Origin of the sequence: Lelliottia sp. AC1 (genome assembly GCF_023278595.1) — a bacterium.
Lineage (GTDB): Bacteria > Pseudomonadota > Gammaproteobacteria > Enterobacterales > Enterobacteriaceae > Enterobacter > Enterobacter nimipressuralis.
The window spans coordinates 2,468,445-2,483,862 of sequence record NZ_CP025699.1 but is presented as its reverse complement, the minus strand read 5'-3'; the positions used below and the strand labels follow the sequence as shown (position 1 = coordinate 2,483,862).

Genomic DNA, 15,418 nt, shown 5'->3' with positions numbered 1-15,418 from the left:
TGAGCGTGATGTTGTTCACAATTCACTCATTGCATAACACCAAAGGGGAAGGCAGGGGATGCTGATTTTGATCAAAAAATGGCATAACGTTTAAACAAAAATGACAAAATGCCTGAAAGGGTTCAGCTGGCGCGTATTTGAACAGGCCAATACGCGCCGGAAGAAAATTATATGCGGAAATGTCCTGCCGTTTCAGCAAGGTCGCCCGCCTGGCTTTGCAGGGCGCTCGCCGCGGCGGCGGATTCCACCACCAGTTCCGCGTTCTGCTGCACCATTCTGTCGAGATGGGTCACGGCGTGGTTGATCTCATGAATGCCTTTCATCTGCTCGCTGGTGGCGATGGTGATTTCACGCATAATCCCAGAAACGCTGCCGATGGTGGAGCGGATCTCGTCCATGCTCTCCCCGGCCAGATGCACGTAGCGGGAGCCGGTCGCTACGCTGTGGGCGGTTGAGTCGATCAGCGTTTTGATCTCTTTGGCCGCCTGCGCGCTGCGGCTTGCCAGGCTGCGAACTTCCCCGGCCACCACCGCAAATCCGCGCCCCTGTTCGCCCGCACGGGCCGCTTCTACGGCGGCGTTCAGCGCCAGGATGTTGGTCTGGAAGGCGATCCCGTCAATGACGCTGGTGATATCACCGATTTTGGCCGACGCCACTTCGATAGACTGCATGGTCGTGATGGCCTGAGACACCACTTCGCCGCCGCGTGAGGCCGCAGCCGACGCTTTGCTCGCCTGATCGTTGGCTTCTGCCGCGGATTCGGTGGACTGGGTGACGGAGGCGGTAATCTGCTCCACGGCGCTGGCGGTTTCACGCAGGCTGGAGGCCGCCTGCTCGGTACGTCCCGAGAGATCCTGGTTGCCCGCCGCGATTTCGCGCGCGGCGTTTTTGACCGAGGAGCTGGCGTCGCGCAGCTGCACCATTACTGTCGACAGCTTATCGCTGAAGGCGTTAAAGGCCTGGGCGATTTCCGCCACTTCGTCCTGGCCGTTATCCGGCAGACGCTGAGACAGATCGTTTGTTCCGTTGGCGATGGCGTGCATCGCGTCGCGGATATTCGACAGGCGCTTGAGCAGGCGGGCAATAATGAAGTGAACAATCGCACCGCTCAGCAGCACCAGAATCACCAGTGACAGCCCCGAGGCTTTCAGCAGAGAGCGCATCCCGGAGGTGGCATCGTTACTGTCGAGGGCGACGACTAACAGCCAGTGAGTCCCCGCCACCGGCGTAGCGATAAAGGTTTTCTCCGCGCCGGCCAGGGTGCCGTCGAGTTCCGTGCCTTTTTTCAGCGCGTTAATATCGACGCCGTTGATGGCTTCATTGAAGGGTTTGAGTGTCAGAGCCGGATCGCTGGCGGCAATCACTGTACCGTCGCTGTCAATCAGCAAACCGCTGCTGGCAGGCGTCGGGTGAATACCGCGCACGTTAGCCACCACGCTATCCATCGCCACATCCCCGGCGACCACCGCTTTCAGCTCGCCGTTTTCTTTCACCGGCACGGCAAAGGTCACCACCAGTTTACCGGTTCCTGCATCCACGTAGGGCGCAGTAACGACAGGGGCATCGGCGCTGACGACCTGCTGATACCACGGGCGCACGGTGGGATCGTAATCCGCCGGGACGCCTGCGGGGTCAGAGAATTTTGCCGTTTTGCTGGCATAGCCGACGTAGACGTTGGTGAAGCCACCGGCCTGTGCCAGTTGCTTAAACACCGGAACCGGATCGTCGCTCAGCGCTACGGATTGCGCAGAGGCGATCACCGTCAGCTTGCTGTTAACCCAGTCGGCAATGGCGAGATTATGGCTGGCACTGGTGCTGGCTAGAATATCGCGCTGCGACTGCTGGTTATCCTGCCGCGTGACCTCGAAGTTAATAATGGTATTCAGAAGAAGGGCGACAACCAGACAACCTGTTGTCGCGGCGATGATACGGGCACGGATTGATCTTAACATTCACTGTGTACCTGCTGAGTTGACTTAAGTAGCCTATCGGCAACCCAGCCGGTAACTTGATGGTGCAACCGCGTCCATAAGTAAAAAATATGTTTACGTGTTTATTATTAAAAAGTTAATACTTTATCGGCGGACAGGGTCCACTGCGCCAGTTCCACCAGGGTGCCAATCTCAACGCCGTCAATCAGCGGCAGGGCGGTGATCCCACGCCCGTCGGTGCAGGTCTTACACAGTTTCACGGGCACATTCTGGGCGGTGAGGATCTCCAGCATCTGCTGAATGTTATAGCCCTCTGCCGGTTTTTGCCCTTTCAGCCCGGCGGTGACGGCGTCGGACATCAGAAACAGACGCAGCTCCAGTTCGCTCTCCTGATCGCGCAGGGCGATGGCGAGACGCAGGCTGTTGAACAGGGATTCACTGCCGTAGGCCGCGCCGTTGGCGACGATCACAATTTTCTGCATGGTAACTCCTCAGTGCAATAAGGCACGGATAGGGCTTAGTCCACGGGATAACATTGACCCCGCAGAGTAAGCATGACGAATTTCAATGGCGGGCCACCCGGTGCCATCGAAGGGGGAACAGCATCAGCGGTCTTGCGCATATGCTACCGCGCGAGCGCAGTGCGTTAAACATCTGGCTGTGCGCGCCGGGAAAACGGTACGCGGTGGAGTGTAAAGCCAGCCTCTCGGGATATTCCTGAAATTGCCCTTAAGGCTGCAAAAATGTCCGGAACGCGTTAAGGTTAGCACTGTATTAACTTGCGATCTGGATCACAGTTACGACATTCATGATGGCTTCACCACACATTCGCGCGCTGCTGTTACTCCTCCTTATTCCGGCCGGAGCCGTTTCGGCTGCCTCCCGTTCTTTTGAAGATCAGGCGAAAAACCCCTTTGATAATAACGGTGATGGCCTGCCGGATCTCGGGTTGGCTCAACCCTCCGGTGAGAGTGAAAAACATCTGGCGGAGATGGCGAAAGCCTTCGGTGAAGCAAGCATGACCGACAACGGCCTGACCACCGGTGAGCAGGCGCGCCAGTTTGCATTCGGTCAGGTGCGCGACGTGGTCAGCGGAGAAGTGAATCAGCAGATCGAGTCCTGGCTGTCGCCCTGGGGTAATGCCAGCGTCGATTTGCTGGTGGATGACGACGGCAAATTTACCGGCAGCAGCGGCAGGTGGTTTATTCCCTGGCAGGACAACAACCGCTATCTGAGCTGGAGCCAGCTCGGGCTGACGCAGCAAACCGATGGGCTGGTGAGTAATGCGGGCATCGGCCAGCGCTGGGTCGCGGGGAAATGGCTGCTGGGTTACAACACCTTTTACGATAATTTGCTGGATGAGAATTTACAGCGCGCCGGGCTGGGTGCCGAAGCCTGGGGCGAAAACCTGCGCTTATCGGCAAACTACTACCAGCCGTTCGCCGGCTGGCGCGACAGCTCCGACGTACAAGAGCAGCGGATGGCGCGGGGCTATGACGTGACGGCCAAAGCCTGGCTGCCGTACTTCCATCATTTCAATACCAGCGTCAGTTTCGAGCAATATTTCGGTGATAACGTCGATCTGTTTCGCAGCGGCACCGGGTATCACAACCCAATGGCGGTAAACCTCGGGCTGGATTACACGCCTGTGCCACTTCTGACGTTTTCGGCGGCGCACAAGCAGGGCGAGAGCGGTGTCAGCCAGAATAATCTTGGCATGAAACTCAACTATCGTTTTGGCGTTCCGCTGAAAAAACAGCTCTCGTCGGATGAAGTGGCGACTACGCGCTCCCTGCGCGGAAGTCGCTACGATTCGCCGGATCGGTCCAGCCTGCCGGTGATGGAGTTCCGCCAGCGCAAAACGCTGTCGGTCTATCTGGCGACGCCGCCGTGGGATTTGCATCCGGGTGAAACCGTGAATCTGAAACTGCAAATCCGCAGTACCCATGGGGTGCGTCGTCTTCACTGGCAGGGCGATACGCAGGCGTTAAGTCTGACTTCGCCGCCGAATGCGAGCAGTAGCGATGGCTGGAGTGTGATACTTCCTGCCTGGGATGACCGCGAAGGCGCGACGAACCGCTGGCGGCTGTCGGTGGTGGTCGAGGATGAAGACGGGCAGCGTGTCTCTTCCAATGAGATCACGCTCTCTCTGTCGCCACCGCTGCTGGCAGTGCCGGATGACGATCCGAGATGGAAACTGCTGCCGGACGAATAAAACTAGAAAATACGCTCCTGATGAACCCAGACGGCCGCTTCAACGCGGGACTTGAGCTTCATTTTCTTGAGCATATGTTTGACGTGCACTTTGACCGTACTTTCCGTGATATCCAGACGACGGGCGATCATTTTGTTCGGCAGGCCCTGAGCAATCAGTTTCAGAATGTCGCGCTCGCGCGGAGTCAGCTGGCTCACATCGCGATCGGACGTCGCGCGGTTGGCGCGCAGGCTGGCGGCGAGCACCGGCGTTAAGGCTTCACTCAGTACCATTTCACCTGCGGCGGCCTGTTGCAGTGCTTTCAGCAGATCTTCCGGCTCCATATCTTTGAGCAGATAGCCATCTGCGCCGCGTTTCAGCGCGGTGACCACATCTTCTTCATGGTTGGACACGCTAAATACCACGATGCGCCCGGAGAGGGACTTTTCACGCAGTTTATCCAGGGTTTCCAGGCCGTTCATGCCCGGCATATTGAGATCGAGCAGGATCAAATCAGGATCGAGTGACTCGGCAAGTTCAATACCCTGTTCGCCGTTGCTGGCTTCGCCCACGACGGTGATATCTGCCGCCATGCTGACAAGTTGTTTTACGCCGGTGCGCAGCATCGGATGATCGTCGATCAACAGGATGGTTGCCGGTTCCTGATTAGTCATGGTTTTCTCCTTCGGAAGTGATTAGAGGCTTTTCGGGAATAAAGGTCACTACGACTTCAGTGCCGCCAGACTCTCCCCGGCGAACCTGGCAATCCCCACGCAGGCTTTGCGCGCGGTCTCGCATAATAATTAACCCATAGTGGTTGGTGCGTTCAGCGTTTTCCGGCACGCCGCGGCCGTTATCCAGAACCGTCAGTTTCACCTGATTATCATGGTGCGTAACGGTCACCGTCACTGCCGTCGCGTCGGCGTGCTTGAGTGCATTGCTCAGGGCTTCGCGGGCGATTTGCAGCAGATGAATGGCCTGATGGGAAGGGACAAAACGCGGCGGCAGCTGGTAGTCCAGCTTCACCGGGAAGCCCAGCCGGGCGCTAAATTCCTGACAGCTCGACTCTAACGCCGGGCGTAAACCCGGCTCGTTGAGCTGTAAACGGAAGGTGGTCAGCAGTTCGCGCAGCTGCACCCAGGAGGTGTTCAGCTCGTTGCGAATCTGACTCAATAATTCTTTGCTGGTGGGTGGCAGGGCGTCGTCCTGCATTTGCAGGCAGCTGACCTGCATTTTGATACAGGAGAGCGACTGGGCTATCGAGTCATGCAGCTCGCGGGCAATGGTCGCGCGCTCCTCCATGACGATCAGCTGCTGCTGCTTTTCCTGATGGCGATCCAGCGCCAGCGTCGCCGTGAGCTGCTCGACCAGCGTATCGACCAGCTGCTGCTGATCGTGGCTCAAATGGCGGCCGGTCGGCAGCGTGGCCAGCAAAATGCCGTACTGAGTGTGGTTGTCCGCGAGACGCCATTTCAGGGTTGTGCCGCTGCTGGCGGGCGTTGGTAACCCGCGCGGGCACAGGTGGCACCCTTTGTCATCGCAGGTCATATCCGACTGACAGGTGAATTCCTGATGGTTCTCTTCGTCTTCAACGTCATAGACCCGAAGTTCAATGTCATGCAGCAGGGTCAGATTTTGCAGGCCGTTAAGCACCGGGGAGAGGCGCTCGCAGAGCGGAACTTGAGAGTGCAGGCGGCGATTCGCCTGCCACAGGAACGAGAGGATTTCGTTTTTTTGCTCCAGCCCGGCGGTTTTTTCCTGTACGCGTTTTTCCAGCACCGCGTAGCTTTCGGCCAGCTCGCCGGACATATCATTCAGCGCCTGACCGAGCATCGCCATTTCGTTGCGTCCGCTGATGTGCGCGCGCTGGGTGAAATCACGCTGAGTGACGGCACGGGCCACGGCCAGCAGTTGCTTCCAGGGATAGAGCAGGCGAGCGCGCAGCCAGACGATGGTAAACACCAGCAGCAGCGCCATAAAAACAGCCATTACGCCGTGGACTGTGACCACGCGCTCAATACGCATTTCGGTGGAGGAGTCGAAAGAGGAGACCAGCGTGTCGATGCGCGCCACAAAACTCGCCACATCACCGGCCACCGTATCAGGACTGTGCGCTTGCTGCAGTCCGGGTTTGAGCTGACTGTGCCAGTAGCCCTGCAGCGCGTTAAGCTGTTTAGTCTGACCATCGCGACGGGCGGCGATTTCCAGTTCCGGGCTAAATGCGGTACGCTCCATCTCATCCAGCAGAGGCTTGTCTTCCGCCGTCAGCGGCACTGCCGCCAGCAGGCGATAACTCTGCATACGCAGGGAGCCTGCCTCGTTAATGGCATGCGCGCTACCCTGAACGCCCTGTACCAGCCAGCCAGAGATCGCCATGCCGGTCACACCAATAGCGGTGGACAGCAACACGATAAGGGCCAGCTGATTAACCAGCGTCAGCGGAGAGAAGAGTCGTTTTAACATGGGCTTGCCGGGCTCCTGATTTTGCCTGCCTCCAGGAATGGCGCTATTTTCATGCATACCCTGGAGTATACCCATACCAACAAAGGATTACTCCTAAATTGCCGCAGGGGTAATGGCCAGGGGGAGGGGGGACCGGCAAACCGTCAGCGCCGTTAAAAAACCACACCTTTTTTGCCGAAATCATCTACTCACTAAGAGTCATGGCGTTTTTTTGAGCGTCTGACAGTCAACTTTTCCTTTGATTTATATCAACTTACCGCCTGCTTAAAACCCTAATGTTTGCAGCATCATTCGATAATCAGAGGTGTCTATGAGTCACTCATCCGCCCCGGAAAGGGCATCCGGTGCTGTTATAACAGAATGGCATCCGGAAGATCCGGCGTTCTGGCAACAGCGTGGTCAACGTGTAGCAAGTCGTAATCTGTGGATTTCTGTTCCGTGTTTGTTGTTGGCATTCTGTGTCTGGATGCTGTTCAGTGCTGTGGCGGTGAACCTGCCGAAAGTAGGCTTTAACTTCACGACCGATCAGCTGTTTATGCTGACCGCGTTACCTGCGCTTTCCGGCGCGCTGCTGCGTGTTCCTTACGCGTTCATGGTTCCGCTGTTTGGTGGTCGTCGCTGGACGGCGTTCAGCACCGGTATTATGATCATCCCTTGCGTGTGGCTGGGTTTTGCAGTGCAGGATACGTCTACTCCGTTCAGCGTGTTTGTCATCATCGCGCTGCTGTGCGGTTTTGCCGGGGCTAACTTTGCCTCCAGCATGGCAAACATCAGCTTCTTCTTCCCGAAACAAAAGCAGGGCGGCGCGCTGGGTATTAACGGCGGCCTCGGGAATATGGGCGTGAGCGTGATGCAGTTGATCGCGCCGCTGGCGATCTCTATGTCTATCTTTGCTGTCTTCGGCGGCACCGGTGTGGAACAGGCAGACGGTTCTAAACTGTTCCTGGAAAACGCGGCGTGGATTTGGGTGCCTTTCCTGGTGGTCTTCACGCTGGCGGCCTGGTTCTTTATGAACGATCTGTCCGCGTCTAAAGCGTCGCTGAGTGAGCAGCTGCCGGTTCTGAAACGCGCCCACCTGTGGATCATGGCACTGCTGTATCTGGCGACTTTTGGCTCCTTTATCGGCTTCTCCGCAGGTTTTGCGATGCTGTCGAAAACCCAGTTCCCGGACGTGCAGATCCTGCATTTTGCCTTCTTCGGTCCGTTTATCGGCGCTCTGGCACGCTCTACCGGCGGGATGATTTCCGACCGTCTGGGCGGGACTCGCGTCACGCTGGTGAACTTTATCCTGATGGCGGTTTTCTGTGCGCTGCTGTTCCTGACGCTGCCAACCAACGGCCAGGGCGGTAACTTTATCGCGTTCTTCGCGGTGTTCATGGGGCTGTTCCTGACGGCCGGTCTGGGGAGTGCTTCGACCTTCCAGATGATCTCCGTGATCTTCCGTAAGCTGACCATGGATCGTGTGAAAGCGCAGGGCGGTACTGAAGAGCGCGCGATGCGTGAAGCCGCAACCGACACCGCAGCGGCACTGGGCTTTATCTCAGCGATTGGCGCGATCGGTGGCTTCTTTATCCCGAAATCATTCGGCATCTCTCTGGAGCTGACCGGCTCCCCGGCGGGTGCGATGAAAGTCTTCCTTATTTTCTATGTCGCCTGCGTGGTGATCACGTGGCTGGTATACGGCCGGAATACTAAGAAAAATAAGTAAGTTTGATTATCCGTTTACGCGGCCTCAGTGCCGCGTTTTTTTTATCCTGTATTTAGTTACAACATACTTGTTGGGTGTAGTAACGGGAGCCGGGGTAACACTGTGATCGCCATCGCCTTGCAGCGGTATCTACCCCTTAATACCTAAGATGTTAAAAAAAGCGGGGCCATAAGAAGGATAAATATAAAATATCTATAAATAACAGATAGTTAAAAAATTAATTTTTCTACCGCTTTGGTGGTATTTGCCCTAATCCCCTGAGTTACAGAGCCCGCTCGCCTTGATCGTTATCAATTCCCGCCATCTTTCATAGCGTTACCTTCGCTGCAAATCAGCAATGTCGATTTAGAGAGCCACAGGCTCCACACAGGAGATACCCGATGAGCAAATTTTTGGACCGGTTTCGCTACTTCAAGCAGAAGGGCGAGACCTTTGCCGATGGGCACGGTCAGGTTCTGGAAACCAACCGGGACTGGGAAGATGGATACCGTCAACGTTGGCAGCACGATAAAGTCGTTCGTTCTACACACGGTGTAAACTGCACCGGTTCCTGCAGCTGGAAGATCTTCGTTAAGAACGGTCTGGTCACCTGGGAAATGCAGCAGACCGACTATCCGCGTACCCGCCCGGATATGCCAAACCATGAACCGCGCGGCTGCCCGCGTGGTGCGAGCTACTCCTGGTATCTGTACAGCGCTAACCGCCTGAAATACCCGCTGATGCGTAAACGCCTGATGAAGATGTGGCGTGAAGCGAAAGTGCAGCACAGCGATCCGGTTGATGCCTGGGCCTCCATTATTGAAGACGCTGATAAAGCGAAAAGCTTTAAACAGGCGCGTGGACGCGGCGGTTTTGTTCGTTCCTCCTGGCAGGAAGTGAACGAGCTGATTGCGGCCTCCAACGTCTACACCGTCAAAACCTACGGCCCGGACCGCGTGGCAGGCTTCTCGCCAATTCCGGCGATGTCGATGGTCTCTTACGCCTCGGGCGCGCGCTACCTGTCTCTCATCGGCGGGACCTGCCTGAGTTTCTACGACTGGTACTGTGACTTACCGCCAGCCTCTCCGCAGACCTGGGGCGAACAGACTGACGTTCCTGAATCCGCGGACTGGTACAACTCCAGCTATATCATCGCCTGGGGCTCTAACGTGCCGCAGACCCGTACTCCGGACGCCCACTTCTTTACTGAAGTACGTTACAAAGGCACCAAAACCGTTGCCGTAACGCCGGACTACGCCGAAATCGCGAAACTGTGCGATCTGTGGCTGGCACCGAAGCAGGGTACCGATGCCGCGATGGCGCTGGCGATGGGTCACGTCATGCTGCGTGAATTCCACCTCGACAAACCAAGCCAGTATTTCACCGACTACGTGCGTCGCTACACTGACATGCCAATGCTGGTGATGCTCGAAGAGCGAGACGGCTACTACGCGGCGGGTCGTATGCTGCGCGCGGCGGATCTGGTGGATGCGCTGGGCCAGGAAAATAACCCGGAATGGAAAACCGTCGCCTTCAACAATGAAGGGGATATGGTCGCGCCGAACGGCTCCATCGGTTTCCGTTGGGGTGAAAAAGGCAAATGGAACCTCGAGCAACGTAACGCGACCACCGGTGATGAGACTGAACTGCGCCTCAGCATGCTGGGCAGCCAGGACGATATCGCGGAAGTCGGATTCCCGTACTTTGGCGGCGAAGGTTCTGAACACTTCAAGAAAGTGGAGCTGGAAAACATCCTGCTGCACAAACTGCCGGTGAAACGTCTGCAACTGGCTGACGGATCGACCGCACTGGTGACCACCGTTTACGATCTGACGATGGCCAACTACGGTCTGGAACGCGGTCTGAACGACGAAAACTGCGCAACCAGCTACGACGACATCAAAGCGTATACCCCGGCGTGGGCAGAGCAGGTGACGGGCGTGCCACGCGCACAAATCACCCGTATCGCGCGTGAATTCGCCGACAACGCTGACAAAACTCACGGTCGTTCGATGATTATCGTCGGCGCGGGCCTGAACCACTGGTATCACCTCGATATGAACTATCGTGGCCTGATCAATATGCTGGTGTTCTGCGGCTGTATCGGTCAGAGCGGCGGCGGCTGGGCACACTACGTGGGCCAGGAAAAACTGCGTCCGCAGACCGGCTGGCAGCCGCTGGCGTTTGGCCTCGACTGGCAGCGTCCGGCGCGTCACATGAATAGCACCTCCTATTTCTACAACCACTCCAGCCAGTGGCGTTACGAAACCGTGACCGCGCAGGAGTTGCTGTCGCCAATGGCGGATAAATCCCGCTATACCGGACATCTCATCGATTTCAACGTGCGTGCAGAACGCATGGGCTGGCTGCCCTCTGCGCCACAGCTGGGCACTAACCCGCTGCGCATCGCAGAAGAAGCGAAAAAAGCGGGTATGTCACCGGTCGATTACACCGTGAAATCCCTGAAAGACGGCTCGCTTCGCTTTGCGGCGGAACAGCCTGAAAACGGCAAAAACCACCCGCGTAACCTGTTTATCTGGCGTTCCAACCTGCTCGGTTCGTCCGGTAAAGGTCACGAATACATGCTGAAGTACCTGCTGGGCACTGACCACGGTATTCAGGGTAAAGATCTGGGCAAACAGGGCGGCGTGAAACCTGAAGAAGTCGAGTGGAAAGACAACGGTCTCGACGGCAAGTTGGATCTGGTGGTGACGCTGGACTTCCGTCTCTCCAGTACCTGTCTCTACTCCGATATCGTGCTGCCGACGGCGACCTGGTACGAAAAAGACGACATGAATACGTCGGATATGCATCCGTTTATTCACCCGCTGTCTGCGGCCGTTGACCCGGCGTGGGATTCCAAAAGCGACTGGGAAATCTACAAAGGCATCGCCAAAAAGTTCTCAGAAGTGTGCGTAGGCCACCTGGGTGTGGAAACCGACGTAGTGACCCTGCCCATCCAGCACGACTCCGCCGCCGAACTGGCGCAGCCGTTGGATGTGAAGGACTGGAAAAAAGGCGAATGCGACCTGATCCCAGGTAAAACAGCGCCGCACATCATTCCGGTGGAGCGTGATTATCCTGCCACCTACGAGCGCTTTACCTCTATCGGCCCATTGATGGAGAAAATCGGTAACGGCGGGAAAGGCATCGCCTGGAACACCCAGAGCGAAATGGATCTGCTGCGTAAGCTCAATTACACCAAAGCAGACGGCCCGGCAAAAGGCCAGCCAATGCTGAACACGGCAATTGATGCGGCAGAGATGATTCTGACTCTCGCACCGGAAACCAACGGTCAGGTGGCGGTAAAAGCCTGGGCTGCACTCAGCGAGTTTACCGGTCGTGACCACACGCACCTGGCGCTGAATAAAGAAGACGAGAAAATCCGCTTCCGCGATATTCAGGCCCAGCCGCGCAAAATCATCTCCAGCCCGACCTGGTCTGGTCTGGAAGATGAGCATGTGTCCTATAACGCCGGGTATACCAACGTTCACGAGCTGATTCCGTGGCGTACCCTTACCGGCCGTCAGTCCCTGTATCAGGACCACCAGTGGATGCGTGATTTCGGTGAAAGCCTGCTGGTTTACCGTCCGCCAATCGACACCCGTTCGGTGAAAGAGGTGATGGGCGAGAAATCCAACGGTAACCCGGAAAAAGCGCTGAACTTCCTGACGCCGCACCAGAAGTGGGGTATCCACTCTACCTACAGCGACAACCTGCTGATGCTGACTTTAGGTCGCGGTGGGCCAATTGTCTGGATGAGCGAAGTGGATGCCAAAGATCTGGGCATCGTGGATAACGACTGGATTGAAGTGTTCAACAGCAACGGTGCGCTGACGGCACGTGCGGTGGTAAGCCAGCGTGTGCCAGCCGGGATGACCATGATGTACCACGCGCAGGAACGTATCGTGAACCTGCCGGGTTCTGAAATCACCCAGCAGCGCGGCGGTATCCATAACTCGGTGACGCGTATCACGCCAAAACCGACTCACATGATCGGCGGCTATGCGCAACTGGCGTACAGCTTTAACTACTACGGTACGGTCGGCTCTAACCGCGATGAGTTCGTGGTGGTGCGTAAGATGAAGAATATTGACTGGTTAGATGGCGAAGGTAATGACCAGGTACAGGAGAGCGTAAAATGAAAATTCGTTCACAAGTCGGCATGGTGCTGAATCTGGATAAATGCATCGGCTGTCATACCTGCTCAGTCACCTGTAAAAACGTCTGGACCAGCCGCGAAGGCGCGGAATACGCGTGGTTTAATAACGTAGAAACCAAGCCGGGCACCGGTTTCCCGACCGACTGGGAAAACCAGGAAAAATGGAAAGGCGGCTGGATCCGCAAGATCAACGGCAAACTGGTGCCGCGCATGGGTAACAAAGCGCTGCTGCTGGGTAAAATCTTCGCTAACCCGCACCTGCCGGGCATCGACGATTACTACGAGCCGTTTGATTTTGACTACCAGAATCTGCACAACGCGCCAGAAGGGAAACATCAGCCGATTGCCCGTCCGCGTTCACTGATCACCGGCCAGCGTATGGACAAAATCAGTAAAGGTCCGAACTGGGAAGACGATCTGGGCGGTGAATTCGAGAAACTGTCGAAAGATCAGAACTTCGAAAACATGCAGAAGGCAATGTACGGTCAGTTCGAAAACACCTTCATGATGTATCTGCCGCGTCTGTGCGAACACTGCCTCAACCCGGCGTGTGTGGCGACCTGTCCGAGCGGTGCGATCTACAAACGTGAAGAGGACGGCATCGTCCTGATCGACCAGGACAAGTGCCGCGGCTGGCGGATGTGCATTACCGGTTGCCCGTACAAAAAGATCTACTTCAACTGGAAGAGCGGGAAGTCCGAGAAGTGCATCTTCTGTTATCCGCGTATCGAAGCGGGTATGCCGACCGTCTGTTCTGAAAGCTGCGTAGGCCGTATTCGTTATCTGGGCGTGCTGCTGTATGACGCGGATGCGATTGAGACCGCCGCAAGCACCGAGAACGAGAAAGATCTCTATCAGCGTCAGCTGGACGTGTTCCTCGATCCTAACGATCCGAAAGTGATTGAGCAGGCGCTGAAAGACGGTATCCCGCAGAGCGTGATTGACGCCGCACAGCAGTCGCCGGTGTACAAAATGGCGATGGACTGGAAGCTGGCTCTGCCGCTGCACCCGGAATATCGCACGCTGCCGATGGTCTGGTACGTGCCGCCGCTGTCACCGATTCAGTCCGCTGCCGATGCGGGTGAGCTGGGCAGCAACGGTATTTTACCGGACGTGGAAAGCCTGCGTATCCCGGTTCAGTACCTGGCGAACCTGCTCACCGCAGGCGATACCCAGCCGGTGCTGCTGGCCCTGAAACGTATGCTGGCGATGCGTCATTTCAAACGCGCGGAAACGGTCGAGGGTGTGATCGATACCCGCGCGCTGGAAGAGGTGGGTTTAAGCGAAGCCCAGGCGCAGGAGATGTACCGCTATCTGGCGATTGCGAATTACGAAGATCGTTTCGTGGTGCCGAGCAGCCACCGTGAACTGGCGCGTGAAGCCTTCCCGGAGAAGAGCGGTTGTGGCTTTACCTTTGGCGACGGTTGCCACGGTTCAGACAGCAAATTCAACCTGTTTAACAGCCGTCGCATTGATGCGATGGATGTGACCAGCAAAACGGAGCCGCACCAATGATTGAACTCGTCATTGTTTCGCGTCTGCTCGAGTACCCTGATGCTGCCCTGTGGCAGCATCAGCAGGAACTCTTTGATGCACTCGCGTCATCAGAAAATCTGGATAAAGAAGATGCACAGGCGCTGGGTATTTTCCTGCGCGATTTACTCACTCAGGATCAGCTGGATGCGCAGTCTGACTACAGCCAGCTGTTCGACCGTGGCCGTGCGACTTCGCTGCTGCTGTTCGAACACGTTCACGGTGAATCCCGCGATCGTGGCCAGGCGATGGTTGACCTGATGGCGCAGTACGAAGCTCAGGGCTTGCAGTTAGACAGCCGCGAACTGCCGGATCATCTCCCGCTTTACCTGGAATATCTGGCTCAGCTGCCGCGTGAAGAGGCGCTGGGCGGTTTGCAGGACATCGCGCCGATTCTGGCATTGTTAAGTGCGCGCCTGAAGCAGCGTGAAAGCCGCTATGCGGTGCTGTTCGATCTGCTGGTGAAACTGGCGAATACCGCCATCGACAGCGATAAAGTGGCGGAGAAAATCGCCGATGAAGCGCGCGATGATACCCCACAGGCGCTGGATGCGGTCTGGGAAGAAGAGCAGGTGAAATTCCTTGCTGATCAGAACTGTGGCGAGTCAGAAATCTCGGCTCACCAGCGTCGTTTTGCCGGAGCTGTCGCCCCGCAATATTTGAATATCTCTAACGGAGGACAGCACTAATGCACTTCCTGAATATGTTCTTCTTCGATATCTATCCTTACATTGCGGGTACCGTGTTCCTGGTGGGCAGCTGGCTGCGCTACGACTACGGCCAGTACACCTGGCGTGCAGGCTCCAGCCAGATGCTGGATCGCAAAGGGATGAACCTGGCGTCTAACCTGTTCCACATCGGGATTCTGGGGGTGATTGCAGGCCATGCCTTCGGGATGCTGACACCGCATTGGATGTATGAAGCCTGGCTGCCGCTGGACGTGAAACAGAAAATGGCGATGTTTGGCGGCGGTGCTGCGGGCCTGATGTGTCTGGTGGGCGGTCTGCTGCTCCTCAAACGCCGTCTGTTCAGCCCTCGCATCCGTGCGACCACGACAGCTGCTGATATTCTGGTGATGACGGTGCTGGTGATTCAGTGCGCCCTGGGTCTGGCGACGATTCCTTTCTCTGCCCAGCATATGGACGGCAGCGAAATGATGAAACTGGTTGGCTGGGCGCAGTCTGTGGTGACCTTCCACGGCGGGGCGTCCGCGCATCTCGACGGCGTGGCATTTATCTTCCGCATGCATCTGGTGCTGGGTATGACGCTGTTCGTGCTGTTCCCGTTCTCGCGCCTGGTGCATATCTGGAGCGTGCCGGTCGAGTATCTGACGCGGAGATATCAGATCGTTCGCGCACGTCGCTAAGCGGCGCATGCTGAATGAAAAAACCCTGCTTCGGCGGGGTTTTTTTTCGCCTCTTGAAACGAATTACCAAGAGAGAAGAGCA

General features: G+C 56.6%; 10 protein-coding genes. 6 read left to right on the top strand and 4 right to left on the bottom strand.

Features of this window, described 5'->3' with window-relative positions:
- Nucleotides 1-167: 167 nt before the first annotated feature.
- Together C0560_RS11800 and C0560_RS11795 are read right to left on the bottom strand one after the other, a co-directional pair.
- Nucleotides 168-1,952 (bottom strand): methyl-accepting chemotaxis protein, encoded by a 1,785-nt coding sequence (locus C0560_RS11800; RefSeq protein ID WP_248858590.1) that lies wholly within the window; start codon nucleotides 1,950-1,952, stop codon nucleotides 168-170.
- Nucleotides 1,953-2,059: 107 nt separating this feature from the next.
- Nucleotides 2,060-2,413: a DsrE/DsrF/TusD sulfur relay family protein gene (locus tag C0560_RS11795; protein ID WP_100779921.1), complete on the bottom strand. Its 354-nt coding sequence runs from the start codon at nucleotides 2,411-2,413 to the stop codon at nucleotides 2,060-2,062.
- 326 nt (nucleotides 2,414-2,739) lie between these two features.
- Between C0560_RS11795 and C0560_RS11790 the strand changes: the two genes are divergently transcribed.
- Nucleotides 2,740-4,146 (top strand): YchO/YchP family invasin, encoded by a 1,407-nt coding sequence (locus C0560_RS11790; RefSeq protein ID WP_248858589.1) that lies wholly within the window; start codon nucleotides 2,740-2,742, stop codon nucleotides 4,144-4,146.
- A 2-nt stretch (nucleotides 4,147-4,148) separates the two neighbouring features.
- On the opposite strand, the gene narL is transcribed toward C0560_RS11790, so the two are convergent.
- Both narL and narX read right to left on the bottom strand, forming a co-directional pair.
- Nucleotides 4,149-4,799, bottom strand: a complete 651-nt coding sequence (narL, locus tag C0560_RS11785) for a two-component system response regulator NarL (RefSeq protein WP_100779923.1) — start codon at nucleotides 4,797-4,799, stop codon at nucleotides 4,149-4,151.
- Nucleotides 4,792-6,588: a nitrate/nitrite two-component system sensor histidine kinase NarX gene (narX, locus tag C0560_RS11780; protein WP_248858588.1), complete on the bottom strand. Its 1,797-nt coding sequence runs from the start codon at nucleotides 6,586-6,588 to the stop codon at nucleotides 4,792-4,794. Before narX ends, narL begins: the two co-directional genes overlap by 8 nt.
- A gap of 310 nt (nucleotides 6,589-6,898) precedes the next feature.
- On the opposite strand from narX, the gene C0560_RS11775 reads away from it, so the two are divergent.
- The 5 genes from C0560_RS11775 (at nucleotide 6,899) to narI (ending at nucleotide 15,336) form a co-directional block, all read left to right on the top strand.
- Nucleotides 6,899-8,296: a NarK family nitrate/nitrite MFS transporter gene (locus C0560_RS11775; RefSeq protein WP_102103890.1), complete on the top strand. Its 1,398-nt coding sequence runs from the start codon at nucleotides 6,899-6,901 to the stop codon at nucleotides 8,294-8,296.
- 380 nt (nucleotides 8,297-8,676) lie between these two features.
- A complete protein-coding gene (locus C0560_RS11770) occupies nucleotides 8,677-12,420 on the top strand; it encodes a nitrate reductase subunit alpha (RefSeq protein WP_100779926.1) in 3,744 nt (1,247 codons plus the stop codon).
- Complete coding sequence (gene narH / locus C0560_RS11765; RefSeq protein ID WP_102103888.1) at nucleotides 12,417-13,952, top strand: nitrate reductase subunit beta; 1,536 nt, start codon at nucleotides 12,417-12,419, stop codon at nucleotides 13,950-13,952. Before C0560_RS11770 ends, narH begins: the two co-directional genes overlap by 4 nt.
- Nucleotides 13,949-14,659 carry a nitrate reductase molybdenum cofactor assembly chaperone gene (gene narJ / locus C0560_RS11760; protein ID WP_100779928.1) on the top strand — a complete coding sequence of 237 codons (711 nt, stop codon included), beginning with the start codon at nucleotides 13,949-13,951 and terminating at the stop codon, nucleotides 14,657-14,659. The genes narH and narJ overlap by 4 nt, the downstream gene beginning before the upstream one ends.
- Complete coding sequence (narI, locus tag C0560_RS11755) at nucleotides 14,659-15,336, top strand: respiratory nitrate reductase subunit gamma (protein WP_248858587.1); 678 nt, start codon at nucleotides 14,659-14,661, stop codon at nucleotides 15,334-15,336. Before narJ ends, narI begins: the two co-directional genes overlap by 1 nt.
- Nucleotides 15,337-15,418 lie beyond the last annotated feature (82 nt).